The organism is Niallia sp. WK069_GA_01, assembly GCF_983173855.1.
On record NZ_OZ470138.1, the window covers coordinates 1,191,490 to 1,207,536 of the forward strand.

At 34.3% G+C, this 16,047-nt stretch carries 17 protein-coding genes and 1 pseudogene; 12 read left to right on the top strand and 6 right to left on the bottom strand.

Going from position 1 to position 16,047, the window contains the following annotated elements; all coding sequences use genetic code 11:
* Positions 1-10: 10 nt before the first annotated feature.
* The 3 genes from AC5LWL_RS05695 to AC5LWL_RS05705 all read right to left on the bottom strand — a co-directional run bounded on the left by AC5LWL_RS05695 (position 11) and on the right by AC5LWL_RS05705 (position 3,322).
* Positions 11-1,075 (bottom strand): sensor histidine kinase, encoded by a 1,065-nt coding sequence (locus tag AC5LWL_RS05695; protein ID WP_493433419.1) that lies wholly within the window; start codon positions 1,073-1,075, stop codon positions 11-13.
* Positions 1,072-1,764: a response regulator transcription factor gene (locus AC5LWL_RS05700; protein ID WP_493433420.1), complete on the bottom strand. Its 693-nt coding sequence runs from the start codon at positions 1,762-1,764 to the stop codon at positions 1,072-1,074. The genes AC5LWL_RS05695 and AC5LWL_RS05700 overlap by 4 nt, the downstream gene beginning before the upstream one ends.
* A gap of 310 nt (positions 1,765-2,074) precedes the next feature.
* Positions 2,075-3,322 (bottom strand): type II restriction enzyme NmeDI-related protein, encoded by a 1,248-nt coding sequence (locus tag AC5LWL_RS05705; protein ID WP_493433421.1) that lies wholly within the window; start codon positions 3,320-3,322, stop codon positions 2,075-2,077.
* Positions 3,323-3,536: 214 nt separating this feature from the next.
* Between AC5LWL_RS05705 and AC5LWL_RS05710 the strand changes: the two genes are divergently transcribed.
* Entirely contained in the window at positions 3,537-4,070 is a 534-nt protein-coding gene (locus AC5LWL_RS05710; RefSeq protein ID WP_493433422.1) for a hypothetical protein, read from the top strand.
* A gap of 273 nt (positions 4,071-4,343) precedes the next feature.
* Here the strand turns inward: AC5LWL_RS05710 and cysK are convergent, their stop codons facing one another.
* Both cysK and AC5LWL_RS05720 read right to left on the bottom strand, forming a co-directional pair.
* Positions 4,344-5,291, bottom strand: coding sequence for a cysteine synthase A (gene cysK / locus AC5LWL_RS05715; RefSeq protein WP_493433423.1), 948 nt, complete (start codon positions 5,289-5,291; stop codon positions 4,344-4,346).
* A 27-nt stretch (positions 5,292-5,318) separates the two neighbouring features.
* Positions 5,319-5,456, bottom strand: coding sequence for a hypothetical protein (locus AC5LWL_RS05720; RefSeq protein WP_493433424.1), 138 nt, complete (start codon positions 5,454-5,456; stop codon positions 5,319-5,321).
* A gap of 203 nt (positions 5,457-5,659) precedes the next feature.
* Here AC5LWL_RS05720 and AC5LWL_RS05725 point away from each other — a divergent pair, with 203 nt between their 5' ends.
* From AC5LWL_RS05725 to AC5LWL_RS05765, 9 genes are all read left to right on the top strand, one after another.
* On the top strand, positions 5,660-5,770 hold the full coding sequence (locus tag AC5LWL_RS05725) for a DUF2933 domain-containing protein (protein WP_493436548.1): 111 nt from the start codon (positions 5,660-5,662) through the stop codon (positions 5,768-5,770).
* A gap of 239 nt (positions 5,771-6,009) precedes the next feature.
* Positions 6,010-6,351 carry a metal-sensitive transcriptional regulator gene (locus AC5LWL_RS05730; RefSeq protein WP_493433425.1) on the top strand — a complete coding sequence of 114 codons (342 nt, stop codon included), beginning with the start codon at positions 6,010-6,012 and terminating at the stop codon, positions 6,349-6,351.
* Between the two features lie 20 nt (positions 6,352-6,371).
* Entirely contained in the window at positions 6,372-6,578 is a 207-nt protein-coding gene (gene copZ, locus AC5LWL_RS05735; RefSeq protein ID WP_493433426.1) for a copper chaperone CopZ, read from the top strand.
* 268 nt (positions 6,579-6,846) lie between these two features.
* On the top strand, positions 6,847-9,279 hold the full coding sequence (locus AC5LWL_RS05740; RefSeq protein ID WP_493433427.1) for a heavy metal translocating P-type ATPase: 2,433 nt from the start codon (positions 6,847-6,849) through the stop codon (positions 9,277-9,279).
* 587 nt (positions 9,280-9,866) lie between these two features.
* Positions 9,867-10,577 carry a cytochrome c biogenesis CcdA family protein gene (locus AC5LWL_RS05745; protein ID WP_493433428.1) on the top strand — a complete coding sequence of 237 codons (711 nt, stop codon included), beginning with the start codon at positions 9,867-9,869 and terminating at the stop codon, positions 10,575-10,577.
* A 109-nt stretch (positions 10,578-10,686) separates the two neighbouring features.
* Positions 10,687-10,890, top strand: coding sequence for a hypothetical protein (locus tag AC5LWL_RS05750; RefSeq protein ID WP_493433429.1), 204 nt, complete (start codon positions 10,687-10,689; stop codon positions 10,888-10,890).
* A complete protein-coding gene (locus AC5LWL_RS05755) occupies positions 10,884-11,228 on the top strand; it encodes a TlpA disulfide reductase family protein (RefSeq protein ID WP_493433430.1) in 345 nt (114 codons plus the stop codon). The genes AC5LWL_RS05750 and AC5LWL_RS05755 overlap by 7 nt, the downstream gene beginning before the upstream one ends.
* Positions 11,229-11,232: 4 nt before the next feature.
* Positions 11,233-11,463 (top strand): hypothetical protein, encoded by a 231-nt coding sequence (locus tag AC5LWL_RS05760; protein ID WP_493433431.1) that lies wholly within the window; start codon positions 11,233-11,235, stop codon positions 11,461-11,463.
* 232 nt (positions 11,464-11,695) lie between these two features.
* Positions 11,696-12,013 (top strand): hypothetical protein, encoded by a 318-nt coding sequence (locus tag AC5LWL_RS05765; protein WP_493433432.1) that lies wholly within the window; start codon positions 11,696-11,698, stop codon positions 12,011-12,013.
* 250 nt (positions 12,014-12,263) lie between these two features.
* Here the strand turns inward: AC5LWL_RS05765 and AC5LWL_RS05770 are convergent.
* Positions 12,264-12,671: pseudogene (locus tag AC5LWL_RS05770) on the bottom strand (heavy metal translocating P-type ATPase); the annotation flags it as partial.
* Between the two features lie 363 nt (positions 12,672-13,034).
* Between AC5LWL_RS05770 and spoIIP the strand changes: the two are divergent.
* Together spoIIP and AC5LWL_RS05780 are read left to right on the top strand one after the other, a co-directional pair.
* Complete coding sequence (gene spoIIP, locus AC5LWL_RS05775) at positions 13,035-14,162, top strand: stage II sporulation protein P (protein WP_493433433.1); 1,128 nt, start codon at positions 13,035-13,037, stop codon at positions 14,160-14,162.
* A 344-nt stretch (positions 14,163-14,506) separates the two neighbouring features.
* The gene (locus AC5LWL_RS05780) at positions 14,507-16,042 is read left to right on the top strand and encodes a multicopper oxidase family protein (RefSeq protein WP_493433434.1); all 1,536 of its coding nucleotides are present in this window, start codon (positions 14,507-14,509) and stop codon (positions 16,040-16,042) included.
* Positions 16,043-16,047 lie beyond the last annotated feature (5 nt).

The window sequence follows — 16,047 nt, forward strand, 5'->3', positions numbered from 1 at the left end:
AATTGCCTCTTTATTCTTTTGATTTAAATGGAGCTATTGGTAGCATAAAAGTAAAGGTAGCACCTTTTCCTACTTCACTTTCCACTTGAATGTCGGATTGATGAAGGGATAATATATGCTTCACAATAGCCAAGCCAAGCCCTGTACCTACCTTTTTAGTTCGGGATTTATCTGCCTTATAAAATCGTTCCCAAATAGATTCAATATCCTCTTGGCTGATTCCTGGGCCATAATCTCGAATAGAAACCACTGCTTGTTCTTCTTTTTTTAAAAGTACTTCGACGGAACTATCGGGTGAGGAAAATTGTAAGGCATTTTGAATCAAATTGACAATCACTTGATCAATCCGATCCGGGTCAGCAAATACGTAGATGTCTTGTAATTCTTCAGATATCAATTCCACATTTAGTTTTTTATTTACAAATTCAGGTTCCATGCGAGCCACAACTTGGCGAACAAGCTCCGACAAGTTAAAGATAACCGTTCGGATTTCGAGTTGCCCTGCTTCTAACCGAGCCATATCGAGAAGATCATTAACCAGCTTAATCATTCGCTCGGTTTGTTCTTTCATAATCGTAAAATAATAGAGTTTTCGTTCGTTGGGAACCGCTTCATCAAGAAACGCCCTGACAAATCCATGAATTGATGTAAGAGGGGAGCGCAAATCGTGGGAAACATTGGCAACAAAATCCTTTCTCATCTGATCCATACCGGCCAACTCCTGAGCCATATAATTGAACGTTTCGCCCAATTCACCAAGTTCATCACGAGTCCTGATTTTGACTCTTTGATCAAATTGTCCTTTAGCGATCTGAAGGGCAACCTGATTCATTTCCCGAAGTGGAGCGGTAATTCTTTTAGAAAGGTAGTAGGCAAATAAGCCTGTAATGACAATTGAAATAATAGAGGCTAAGATAAATAAGTAATTCATTTGATGTATTTGGTTACGATCTGAATTTAGATGTATGTTAGTCAGATTGTTCTGAAATAACAAATAGGAAGATATATGCGATAGAACTAATATGACGATATACGTGATAAACAGCTTTAAAAAAATACTTTTTATTCGAATCATTGGTTGTCCACCTCAAATTTATATCCGACTCCTCTTATGGTTTTTACTTTCCAGTAAGGGTTGGAATCTCCTAATTTTTCTCGGATCCTTTTTATATGCACGTCGACTGTTCTCGGATCTCCTTCAAAATCCAACCCCCATATTTGATCGACCAACTGCTGGCGTGTGAATACTTGATTTGAATGTGAGGCAAGAAAATAAAGCAAGTCCATTTCCTTGGGCGGCAAGATGATCTCCTTTTTCTCACAGGTCACTTTGTATTGTTGAAGATTAATGTTTAATAAGGGAAGCTCAATAATCTCATTTGCATTTAACGTTAGGTTGGCTCGCCGCAGCACTGCTTTTATCCGTGCCATTAGTTCGTTGGGATCAAAGGGTTTCACCAAGTAATCATCCGTTCCTAGGTTGAAACCTTTCAGTTTGTCGTAGCTCTCTCCTCTTCCAGTCAACATGATAATAGGTGTTTTATCAAATCTTCTTATTTCCTTGCAAACGTCCCAACCGTTCATTTTAGGCAGCATAATATCTAGAATGACAAGATCAGTAGGAAAATCATAAAACATTTCTAAACCTGTTAGTCCATCATTTGCAATTCTAACTATATACCCGATTTTTTCAGCGTATAAAGTGATCAAATCACATATGTAAGGATCATCTTCAATGACAAGAATGTTAACTTGTTTGTTCATTCATAGTCCTCCTAATTTATTTATTTCTATATTAGCATCTATTTATGAACAGCAAGTGAACACAATAGGTTATGTTGACTAAAGAGGAGTCATATAAAAATGAAGGAAGAAGGCTAAATCGATTGAAAGTTCCTTCTATAATGAAAAAAAATAGCTCATCCCGGCCATATCTTGCAGCGTGGAAGAGCCATTAGTTACTTTAGTAAGTTCGTATGTCTAAAAAATAGTAGGAGAAACCAAACACTTTATAATATGTTCATAAAAAATATTAAATGGTGTAGATACTAGCGTAGAATTTAATTTGATAGTTTTACATAGTATACGCAATTTGATCCAGAACAGTTATATCTTTTCCGAATTTACACATTGCCTCACAATCACATCGTAGGTCTGAAAATAAGATATAAGAAATAGTACACATTTGATTATGTTGAAATGAGGGTCTCAATAATTGTGCTTTTATTTCTTTTTCTCTTTTGTTTGGAGCTACTAAATAAAAATTACAATGATAATCTTCTAGAGAAAAAGATAAATCTTGTAATCGGAGTATTCCAGAATAAATAGAAGTAGATTTTTCCACTTCAAAAGCACTAACTATTTTATTCTCATGATTAACCCAAAGTACATCTATTAAGGAAATCGTTTCTTTAACAGTCGAGGGAATACTATCTAATTCTAGTTTCGGAATAGAAAATTCTCCTAGCTTATGTTCGTTCCATTCTCTTTTATGATCATTCTTTGCAATCCATACATGATAGCCGAGAGAGATTCCCAATTTTGCTAAATAATACTGCATTTCGGAATGGTCATTAGCTTCTTGTAAATCCTTCAATACTTCTGAATGTCTCTTCTTGTTTTTTTGTTCCTGTTTTAATAAATTTTCTGATACTATGATAAGGTTTTCCTGTATGATTTGCCTTCCACTGCCAATCTCAAATAGTAGACCTCCTATTGCTCCGAGGTCCTTAGAAAGTAATAAACTCTGTTTTTCATTATAGTCGATTATTATTTCTCTCATTTTCAAATAATCTTCCCACGAACCAAGCTTCAGTTTTTGGTTAAAAAGAATATTGAATCCTTTCACAATACTAGTATTAAAGGGAGGAAAGATAGTTGGATGTAGAAAATATAATATATTCGCAACAGCAGGTCCTAGCCCTTTTATCTTCTTTTGATTAAGTTTAATGATTTCATTTATTAACTGTATTTCATTGTTATGTTGCATACAACTTTTTAGGAATCTGCCAAAGTCTTTTTTATTTCTCTCATTTTCGTATATATCAGGTATTCTTAGCTTTGGTTTCCAGTAAAAAGCGTGTGCGGCTCCTTCAAAAATTTGTTTTTGTTCAGCAATGGCTGAAACGGCAACTTCCAAGGAGGAACCTTTGAAATCGCAAGGAAATGTATTATTTTCGATTTCCTCAATAACCATTTTTATCGCATTTTTGATCGTTCGGAATGCTTTTAACCGCTCGTCATTATTAATAAACCATGTTTGGTAAACGGATTCAGAATCTGTTTTATATTTTTGGATTATATTAGGAAAGCTAAAAGACATTATTTATACTCCCTTTGAGATATTTTTAAGATAGAAAAAGTTTACAGAAAAATTATGCATTTTTTGTGCAGAAATTAACATTGGCTTTTTGGAATAATACTGAAAATCTAATTAAAAGTAATCGTCACGAAATATTCATTTTTATTCAATGATATCTGCAAACATTTATTGGAATATAATAAGGAAATTATCGAGTTGAAGGAGAGAAACTCTAATGAATAAAAAAACAGTTTTGCTTTTACTTGGAGGAACAATTCTTGTTTTATTTATAGGATGGTTTTATATGGACCAATTGTCGTTGTCAAAACTCTTTTTTAAAGAGAAGACAGGAGAAGTGAGCATGGATAAAAATAATAAAAAAACTAGTTTAGAAACAGAAAACTCAATGCCAAAAACGGATGCACAAGGTAAGGTTGATGTTGAAGCTACACTATTACCTGAGAAAAGTAAATCAGATTTTCTTCTTTTTAAAATAGCATTAAATACACATACTGGCGATTTGCCTTCTTATAAATTAAAAGATTTAGGAAAGATTTCTTTTGGATCGACGAATGATACATTAGGAACTTTTGATTGGCAAATAGTTAGTGAGGATTCTCATCATACAGTTGGTTATTTAAGTTGGAAAGGAGAAGTTAACGAAAATCGGAGTATAACACTTGAATTAATGGACATTGATGAAGTTCCTTCAAGAAGTTTTACTTGGGGAAAGGATGAAGTTGAAACAATAGTAGGAATAAAAAATTAAACAAGTGTTAAAAAAACAGATTCTCGGCTGAAAAATCAAAAGTTTTTACTAAGATATAATTTTTTAAAGTCCAACGGGTTTTTAACCATTGTAAAAAATAACCCTATGCCTCAAAAATGCTTTTACTTTTAGAGGCTTAGGGTTATTTGCTGCAGAACTGAACAAGGTGCCTGCACTTATCCTATTTTATGCATAAACCTTTTGTCTAAAGCGCAAGAAGAGACCTCCTCATAATTAAATATAAGGAGGCCTCTTCTTTTCTATGTTAACACTTTATTCCTGAAACAATTCAGTTGACAAGTATCTTTCACCTGTATCTGGGAGAATTACTACTATTGTTTTTCCTATATTTTCAGGACATTCCGCTATCTGGGATGCTGCGGCAATAGAAGCGCCAGAAGAGATCCCGACAAGAATTCCTTCTTCTTTAGCAACTCGTCTTGACGCTTCAAAGGCTTCTTCATTGGTGATTTTCATAATATTATCATAGATTTCGGTATTCAAGACTTCAGGAATAAAACCGGCTCCGATTCCTTGAAGTTTATGTGACCCTGGGATTCCTCCTGATAAAACAGGAGAAGACTCTGGTTCAACGGCTATAGAAAGAACGGTAGATTTTCGATCTTTTAGAACTTCTGATATTCCGGTAATAGTACCTCCAGTGCCGATACCGCTGATCACAATGTCTACTTTTCCTTCTGTATCATTCCAAATTTCCTCTGCTGTTGTTTTCCGATGCACCTCTGGGTTTGCCGGATTGCTAAATTGCTGGGGAATAAAATAATTTTCAATTTCATCGGCTATTTCATAAGCTTTTTCAATGGCACCTTTCATACCTTTTGTTCCGTCTGTCAGGACGAGCTCTGCCCCAAATGCTTTCAGTAATTTTCGTCGCTCTATGCTCATGGTATCTGGCATAACAAGAAGAATACAGTGATAGCCTTTTACTGCAGAGATATAGGCTAATGCGATTCCTGTATTCCCACTCGTTGGTTCGATAATAACAGTTTCTTTATTTAGCAGACCTTGTTCTTCTGCGTTTTCGATCATTGCAAGTCCTATGCGGTCTTTAACGCTCCCTAATGGATTAAAGTATTCTAATTTCGCCAGGATTTCCGTTCCTGTTTCATCACTGATCCTATTCAGACGGACAAGAGGGGTTTTTCCTATTAACTCGGTAATGTTTTTAGCTATTTTAGAACGTTTAATCATATTTGACATGTACAATTTCTCCTTTTTTTAATCTGTTTAGTTGAAAAAATAAAGTACTCCGAAAATTGCTGCAATTCCAATCAGCCAAGTCCAGACAGTCGTTTTTGCAAAAGCATTATGAGAATCACTATGTTTTTTAGATAAATGTCCACCACCACCACCACAACATCCCATTCCAAATATTCCTTTCTATATAAATTTAAATTTATGACATTTATAGTGTAAAGAAAGAATGTCGAGAATGTATGAATTCACAAATAATTAACATAATTTAAACCAATAAACTGATTTTTCGTTTTTTTTGCTTGAACATATAATAATATCCCAATAAGGATAAAGTTGAAATTTATACACATTTTCTCGATAAAAAATTCATTATTAGTCTATATGATAGGTTAGGGTGGGGAGTTTTTCTTCTCTGTCCATTAATGCATCTATTTGGGCATAACCATTCAGGACATAATAAAAACACAAAACAACACCATTAATTGGGCATAAAGGAGGTTGTGTAAAAATTAGTATAATTTTACAATTTATGTGTAAATTTAGGTATTATGACTTGGGAAAGAATGCTAGCCAACTTATAAATAACTGGCCAATTCTAAATTGTTTAGGAAATGGAAAGACAGCTGATAATATTAATACCCCAAAATATTACAAATTGTATGTTTATCACTAGCATAGGGTAGGAGGGTATAGTATTATAAGGGTAAGGGGGGGAAGCTAAATGACATCCGAATTAGAAAAATATCCACTTTTTGAGGAAAGCTGCCGTTTTCAATCAACTGAAAGAAAAAGTCACCATTCCGAAAAAGTGAAACAAAACCTTGTATCCCGCTTAAATCGAATAGAAGGTCAAGTTCGGGGCATAAAAGGATTAATTGATAAGGATATTTATTGTGATGATGTGATAACGCAAATTTCTGCCACCCAAGCTGCTTTAAACAGCGTAGCAAAAATTCTTCTCGAAGGTCATATGAAAAACTGTGTTGTAGAAAGAATTCAAAAAGGCGATATGGAAGTTTTAGATGAAGTATTAGTAACGATTCAAAAACTAATGAAAAAGTAAATTTAAAGGAGACGATTGAAATGGAAAAAATAACTCTTAATGTACAGGGAATGTCTTGTGGTCATTGTGTTAAATCAATAGAAGGAAGCGTTGGAGAACTAAAAGGTGTATCCAATGTGAAAGTAAATCTTGAAAGCGGTACTGTAGTTGTGGAATTCAATGCTAACGATGTGAGTTTAGAATCCATTAAAGAAACGATTGATGATCAAGGCTATGATGTAAAATAGAAAAATGAGAGCGAGGTGCTAGGTATTAGCGCGCTCTCTATTTTTAATAAAAATATACTCTGTATAGGTATAAAATGATATTGATCAATTAGACTCAAAAAAATCAAATAAGAGGAGAAAATATTCATGTCCTCTATTAATCAAGTTATCCAGCGATTAAAAGAAAAAAAAATACAGGTTAGTAAAGTCCTATCTAGAGCCGAGTTAACCAAGTGTTTAAATGTTTCTATTCAAAATAGAAGCAATTTAGGCAAGGAGGAAATTAAATATGGCAGTACAAACAAATGCAAAAGTACAATCCAGTGCAGCTGCTAGTGAAAATGTCACTTTAAGTATTACCGGTATGACCTGTGCAGCGTGCGCAACTCGGATTGAAAAAAATTTATCTAAGGTTCTAGGAGTCGAAAAGGCGAATGTAAATCTTGCGACAGAAAAAGCCGCTGTTACGTTTAATCCGTTAGAGGCTTCTGTTGATGAAATCATTGCAAAAGTAAAAAAGACAGGATACGGCGTTCAGGAAGAAAAGGTGCAGTTAACTATTACCGGCATGACTTGTGCGGCATGTGCTACCAGAATTGAGAAGAGTCTAAATAAAGTTAATGGTGTAACAAATGCAGCAGTCAATCTTGCAACAGAAAAGGCTAGTGTTGAGTTCATGCCTGGAAATACAAATGTTGATCAATTGATTGCCGCTGTAAAAAAAGCTGGCTATGATGCTAAAGTTATTGGTGAAGCGGATGGGGATTATGAACGTAATGCCCGTGAAAAAGCTTTTAAGGCGCAAAAAAGAAAATTCACTTTAGGTGCAATTTTATCAAGTATTTTCTTGATACAGATGATATCAGATTTTTCAATGGAATATGGAAATGGCGGATTTTTTCATCTGAATCCATGGATTCAGTTTTTACTTGCCACCCCTGTCCAGTTTTATGTGGGAGGTCATTACTATCGTGATGCCTATAATGCTGTCCGCGGCGGCGGTTCTAATATGGCTGTGCTTGTTGTACTTGGAACATCAGCAGCCTATTTCTATAGTTTGATCGTTACTATAATGGGAACCGGGCAATTTCTATACTATGAAGCTGCTGCTATCGTTATGACATTGATTATACTTGGAAAGTTGCTTGAAACAAGAGCTAAAGGTCAAACCTCAGAAGCCATCAAAAAATTAATGGGGCTCCAAGCAAAAACAGCTCGAGTTATTCGAGATGGAAAAGAAATGGATATACCACTCGAAGAGGTTGTGACTGGCGATATAATATTTGTTCGTGCAGGAGAAAAAATACCGGTAGACGGAGTCATTACTGACGGAAGTACGTCAATTGATGAATCCATGTTAACTGGTGAAAGTATGCCGGTTGGAAAGAAAGCCGGCGACAACGTGATTGGTGCAACCGTCAATAAACATGGTTCTTTCACATTCAAAGCAACAAAAGTGGGGAAAGATACAGCACTCTCCCAAATTATTAAACTTGTTGAAGAAGCTCAAGGATCAAAAGCGCCTATACAGCACCTAGCTGATAAAATCTCCGGTATCTTTGTGCCGATTGTTATTGTTATTGCTTTGGCTACGTTTGCTATAACTTTCTTCCTAGCAGGATTTACCCCTGCATTAGTAAGCATGATTGCCGTGCTTGTGATTGCATGTCCATGTGCATTAGGTTTGGCAACTCCAACAGCGGTTATGGTTGGTACAGGTAAAGGCGCGGAAAACGGACTTCTAATTAAAGGGGCGGAACATCTTCAAAATTCACAGCGTGTAACCACTGTTGTTTTAGATAAGACAGGAACCATTACTAAGGGTGAACCTGATGTAACAGATATAGTTGCTTACGGTAATTATTCAGAAGATGAGTTGCTCGAGTTAGCTGCTTCAGCTGAAAAAGGATCAGAACATCCACTTGGCGAAGCCATTGTGAATGGGGGGAAAGAAAGAGGTCTGCAGCAGCAAGAGGGAAAAAACTTTACTGCTATACCAGGGCACGGGATTCAGGTTGAAATCAATAATCAATTGGTGTTGATTGGAAATAAAAAATTAATGACAAAAAATAATATAGATATTCAAGATGCTCTTAAACAAATGGAAAAATTTGAAGGAGAGGGAAAAACGGCAATGCTTATGGCTGTTGAGGGCAGACTAGCTGCAATTATTGCTGTCGCAGATACCGTAAAGGAAACTTCAGCAGAAGCTATAAAGGCTCTGAAGGAACTTGGTATGGAAGTAATTATGATTACCGGTGATAACAGACTTACTGCAGAAGCTATTGCCAAGCAAGTTGGAGTAGATCGGGTGCTTGCAGAAGTTCTACCAGAGGATAAATCTGCAGAAGTGGAAAAATTAAAGCAGGAAGGAAAAGTGGTAGCGATGGTGGGAGATGGCATTAATGATGCCCCAGCACTTGCTGCTGCCGATGTAGGCATCGCCATTGGCACAGGAACAGACGTAGCAATTGAAGCAGCAGATATTACGTTAATGAGAGGCGATTTAATGGGTATTGTTGATACCATTCGCTTATCAAAAGCCACAATGCGAAAAATTCGCCAAAACCTATTCTGGGCATTTGCATATAATATTGTATTAATACCGGTTGCCGCAATAGGGCTTCTAAATCCAATCCTTGCCGGTGGGGCAATGGCTTTTAGTTCTGTATCAGTTGTTGGAAATACACTATTCTTGCGTAAATGGGAGCCTGTGCGATAGAAATGGTCTTGCTTTAAAGGGAATAGAAAAGCGTTGAACTATTAAACAGATTAGATGATTAAAATGGTGGCTTCAGCAAATTGAGTTGAAGCCATTTTTATTTATTTTACAGTTTTAGAACACCATTAACTGGCTTCGGGGAATGCGATGAGGTGGTGATAATAATTGTAATTGCAGCTTCAGGAAAATGAAGGTGGAAAAAAATCGCGTTTTGATAGGCTTCTTTAGCATACCTACTTTTCCATCTCTCGCTAGTTTTGAAACAAGGATCATTTCGTATCTAGTAATTTACATTGTTAGCTTGATGGGCATGTGGCGATACCCCTTTATTGAAAAAAGTTGGTTATCTACAGATAATATGCAGGTAAATAGGTGGGGATTATTTGACGCTTACTTATAGATAATAAAATAGAAATTTCATCTGGAAATGGTAGGGGTATTTAGAAAAAACGTCAGCAGAGTGCAGGCGTTTTGTTTGTCACTATAATTAACTTAGAAAAATTAATAAAGCTCCATAGTTTCTGCATAATAAGGTTCTATAATAAAATTTGTATATTTTTGCTAGAGAAAGGTGGGCCACCCCATCCATGTCAGATGTAAATATATTTTTAGCCATTGCTGCAGGTTTTTTGTCATTCATCTCCCCATGCTGTTTACCACTTTACCCGGCATTTCTTTCTTATATTACCGGAGTTTCCCTTGATGAACTCAAGGAGAATAACGGAATGACACAAAAAAGGGCAATATTACATACCATTTTCTTTTTGATTGGGCTTTCCATCATTTTTCTTGCTCTGGGATTATCTACATCCTTAATAGGAACTCTTTTTACTGAATATAAAGATTTAATAAGACAGATCGGGGCCATACTTATTGTTTTCCTTGGACTAGTGGTAAGTGGTTTGCTACAACCTAAGTTATTAATGAAAGAAAAAAAGGTGAATTTTAAAAATAAACCCTCCGGTTATATAGGTTCCATCCTTATAGGAATGGGTTTTGCTGCCGGATGGACCCCTTGTACAGGACCTATTTTAGCAGCTGTAATTGCAATGGGGATTACAAACCCAAGTGAAAGCACCCTATATATGTTTATGTATACCTTAGGTTTTTCTATTCCATTTTTCATAATGGCTTTCTTTATAGGAAAGTTAAAGTGGATTAAACGGTTTAATATGACATTCGTGAGATTTGGCGGATATTTGATGATTGTTATGGGTGTTTTCCTATATTTTGACTGGATGACTAAAATAATTTCATTTCTAACTAATAATGTATTTGGCGGGTTCACAGGATTATAAAGAAAAAATTACAAGGAGAAGAATAAAAAAGTATAGAAAAAATTTAATCGCTAGTAAAGGTGTTTCAATCAAATATTCTAGGAATGATAGTGAGAATCGGAGGTCTAATATGATGAAAAAAATGGTTGGCGGCGTACTAATTCTGGCACTTCTTTGGGCAATCGTGATGACCATTAATAAAGAAAATACCTTTTCTATTGATTCAAAGAATGTAGAAGAAGCTTCACAAATAAATTTTAAAAGACCCAGTTTTACTTTAGAAGGACTTGATTCTAAAAACTATTCGACTGATAAAATAAAAAACCATTGGTAGTAAATTTTTGGGCTTCTTGGTGTGGCCCATGTAAGATTGAGGCTCCTGAGTTAGTAAGTCTGAATAGAAAATATCATAATCAAGTGAAGATCTATGCAGTTAATCTTACATCAGGTGATTCAGAGAGCGAAGCTCGAGCATTTGCTGAGGAATATGGTTTTAACTTTCCTGTGTTATTAGATAAGGACGGAAAAGTAGCCAAATTATATAATGTTGCCGCTATTCCTACAACTTATTTCATTTCAAGTGATGGAATTATTGTAGACCGTATCATCGGTTTTAGAGGAAAGGATGCACTAAAGTCTAAATTTAACAATCTAGTAAAAGCTGAGGAGTAATCAAATGGAAGATGTGTACAAAATAGGTCCATTTTTAATCAGTTACAAATTAATCATAATAGGTTTATCTGGGCTTTTCGGATATTTAGCACTATTAGCGGCAATAAAAAGAACGGAGGTTAATAAAAGAATTATTTTAGATATGGTTTCATCTTTCATATTAATACTCTTATTCACTTGGAAATTTGGAGGTGTGCTTTTTAATCCTCATTTCATCTGCAATAATCAATCCTAAACAATTACTCGAAAATCCCTTATTAATTTTATTTGCAACAGGCAATAATGCTACGCTATTGTTAGGGTTCATTCTTTCCGCTGTGTACATTGTCTATAAGCTATACAAAAAAGGTATACCAAAAAGTACATTTTTAGACTTAATCTCATTGAGCTTCCTTTCGTTTTTGTTTATCTATAATCTTTTTATTCCAGTCTATGGGTATCGTACTCGTTTTCCATGGGGGATTTCTTTGGGAAGTGAAAATGTGATCTATCATCCAATCCATATTTATTTTGCTATAATTATTGCCATAATAATGATACATCTACTTAAATCCATTAGAACCATAGGAAATGGTAATCTATTTATGAAAACTGCGTTGTTAATAGGGATAAGTGGATTATTGTTAACATTTTTATCCCCACAAATGAACTATATAATCGGAATTTCACAAAAACAATGGATGTTTATTTTATTAATATTTGCTAGTTTATTAGCTTATTTTAAACAGAAGAAAGAAAGATTAAATACAAATGAAAAAAGTGAAGAGGTTGGATCAAAAGATTGAATTCTTTTGATTCAGCCTTTATTTTTATTTAGTTCGATTAAGCTGGTCTAAACGTCTGTTTATTATTTTATACTTCTGACATAAAAGAAAAAAATAGAAATAGCGGATTCTTATATCGGAATTATCTTGTCTTAATTCTTCCAACAACAAGGGGAAAACCCAGAAGGAATAATCACAAAATTAATTACAAAAATTAAGGGGGAAATTAGTCAAGTGAGTTTCTTAATCGTTAAAGTAATAGACCCTTTTCCATTAACTTTACTAATTCTTCTAAAGCTCGAGATGCTCCCATAACAGATCGCATTTCTATCCAATGACCAAGTAACATGATGTCAATTAAGGTTGCAAGTTCCCAAAAAAAGTTGTTTCCTTCTAAAAGAAATACTGACAAACTACTGTAAACATATGCTACAACAATAGCCAGTGCAATTAATGTCATCATTCCTGGATTTTTATTTTTAATTTCATCTTTAGCTCCTTTTAAAAAGGACCAGCCACCATAGAAAAAGATTAAGGCTGATAGTAAAAATAAAAGATAAATATCATATGGAAAACGCCAATCTACATAAAGAAACATTTGAATCATTGGAGATAAAACTAAAATAGGTATAGTAATAAGAATAGATACCCAGAAACGCCTTTTGTAATCTGCAACCAAATAGAGCAAATGGAGATTTAACATCAGCAATATTCCTACAGTCAAAAAACTGTTAAAGATTTAAGAAAAGTAAATAGGTTTTTGATTTCACACCAAACCACTAAAATGGATAGATTATCTCTTGGTGTTTACCTCATCTTAATATATACAAATTACTTAAGATTTATAAATAAGTATAGAAAATATACAGAAGTAAGCATAATATAATCTTATGCTTTTTATTCATTATTTTAATTTGAAATATCCATCAATATAAAAGATTATCCGAATACATAATCTTACAATTTAGTTTACGTATTCTATTATTTTATTTTCTTCATATATATTAATCATCCGTTGAATCTAGTAAAAAAGGAGATTGATATGAGAAGAATATTGCATTTTTATTTTATATCTATATTTATTACAATGTTTAGTAGTATATTCATAGTAAATTATGTAGACTGGAATTTTAAACTGTCATCAAACTTAGTTTCCAATTCAATAAAAATGATTTCAGCTGATGCCTTATCCTTATCCTTATCTAATGAAATAGCACTGTTCAGCTTATCAGATACAAATAAAGATGTAAGAAAGCCCTCTATCGTTAAAGGTATCGTATTAATGACTTCTAGTATTTGGCCAAGTGATGTAAGGACTTATTTAGGTAGAGAGTTAATAGGATTTTCTAGCTTTAATACAGAGATTGCCATAGCCGGCAAGGGAACTGATATAACTACTTTGCCAATAGAATCTCAACCCCCTATAGAAGTTTTATTTAAGGAAAACGATGCAATAGAAAAAGAGCAGAAAGAAACCCAACAAAGTAACAAAGAATCCAATCATTCCATATCTCCTGAAAAAAATAGTGTTGTATATATATATCATTCGCATAGTTGGGAGGCATTTTTACCTCAACTTCCTGGACATAATATAAATCAAGCAGCAAGTCTTGATGAAGATAAAAATGTGATTCAAGTAGGGAAGCAATTACAAAAGGAATTGTTAGAAAGAGGAATAGGAGCTGCACATAGTACGGCAAATGTAACAGAGGAATTAAAGAAAAAAAATTGGAACTACGCTCACTCCTACAATTATACAAGAGAACAAATACAAGAAGTAACAGCAAAAGAAAAATCAATAGTTTACTTGATTGATATACACAGAGATTCACAAACTAAAAAAATAACAACATTAAATTTAAATGGAAAATCGTTTGCAAGATTATTTTTTATTGTAGGCAAGGAAAATAAAAATTATGAGCACAATCTTAAGCTTGCGAAGAATTTAAATGAAAAATTAGAACAAAGGCTTCCAGGAGTAAGTAGAGGGGTTTTTATAAAGAGTAAAGATGAAGGAAATGGAGTATATAATCAAGATCTATCAGGTAATGCCATGCTATTAGAATTTGGTGGAGTTGAAAATAGTCAAGAAGAGCTTGATAATACAATTGAAGTCTTTTCCGATGTATTTAGTGATTATTATAAGCAGGTAGAGAAAGTAGACGGTTGAAGAATCTCTAGTCATGTTTTTAAAATCTCTAAATCTAAAAATTAATTAAAAATTCCTCTACTGTTGCAAGGGGATTTATTTACTTTCTACTGTTTGCTTTTACTGTTTCTAATTTTATCTATAATTCCTGAGTTTTATTGGTATTTTGTCCAACTGGTTCAGCTGATAGATATAAGGCTAGCACTTTCTTAGCAATTTGAGTTGAATATCTACTTGGATAAAATCTTTATCAGTCATTCCCTTATAACATCTCAACAACAATCCTTAATATTTCAAAAAAAATGCATACTTTCTACAAATTTTTATAATAAGATTGTCCATGAAAAGACGAGGGAGGGAACATAATGAAATTAAAAATGATAGGATTATTAACATTCATTATACTAGTATTAGCAGCATGTTCTTCAAAGCAAGATGGGGATATGAGCAGTACGGATAAGGAAAATAACAAAGTAAAGGAAGAAGTAGAAGCAGTTAAATCAACCAATACTGAAACACTTAAGGGGAATGAATTTACTATTGTTGCGAAGGAAGCAACTCATCAATTAAACAATGATGTTAGTGTAAATGCATGGACTTTTAATGGGTCTGTACCTGGTTCCCAGATCCGTGTAATGGAAGGAGAGAAGGTTAAGATTCATTTGAAAAATGAACTTCCGGATCCTGTATCGATTCATTGGCATGGAATCACTGTTCCAAACAATATGGATGGAATTCCAGGTGTAACACAAAATGCTGTTAAACCTGGTGAAACTTTTACTTATGAATTTACACCTAAAGATCCAGGAACATATATGTACCATACCCACCAAGATGGAGTTAACCAACTTGACAAAGGGCTATATGGTTCTTTTATAGTAGAGCCGAAAGAAAAAACATACGACCGTGATTATTCCCTCATGCTTGACGAATGGATGAGCAATCCTGAGGAAGCGATGGACATGGGAGACAGCAATGATATGGAAGGTATGGATATGGGGAATGATAATAGTGGAGACAAAATGATGGACGATATGAGTGCGTATGACATCTACACTATTAACGGTAAAAGCGGTGACAGCGTAGAATCTCTTAAAGTGAGAGAAGGAGAAACAGTAAGAATTCGTTTAGCAAATATAGGATACATGACCCATAAAATGCACCTTCATGGCCATAAGTTTAAAGTAGTCGCAATTGATGGTCAGGAATTAAATAAACCAGAGGAAATAAAAGATGAATTAATATCAATAGCACCAGGTGAGCGGTATGACATAGAGTTTGTTGCTGATAATCCTGGTGAATGGTTGCTTGAATGTCATGGAAAGATGGAAGGTACAGATGGAATGAAGGTAAAGCTACAATATGAAGGAAGTACAAAATCAACCGACAAGTCCAATCAGGAGAAGGATCTTCCAGAATTCACCTACACGAATTACGGCTCTAAAAAAGAAAGTGAGTTCACATTAAATCAAACATATAATGTGGAATATACAATGAATCTTAATACAGAAATGAAAAATAATGCATTAGCTTATACTATCAACGGAAAAACTTTTCCAGACACTGAGAATATTAATGTAAAAGAAGGAGACCTTGTAAAGGTAAAACTGGTAAATAATTCGAAGTCCGACGACCATCCAATGCATTTGCATGGGACGTTCTTTCAGATATTGAGTAAAAACGGAAAACCACTTGAAGGTTCACCTATAATAAAAGATACGGTTAATTTAAAACCTGGCGATGAATACGTAATAGCATTTAAAGCGGATAATCCCGGGAATTGGCTATTCCACTGTCATGATTTACATCATGCTTCAGCGGGCATGGTAACCCAGGTGAAATATATGGACTTTAAGCCTGATTTTATACCGGATGAGAATGCAAAAAACAAGCCAGAATAACCTAG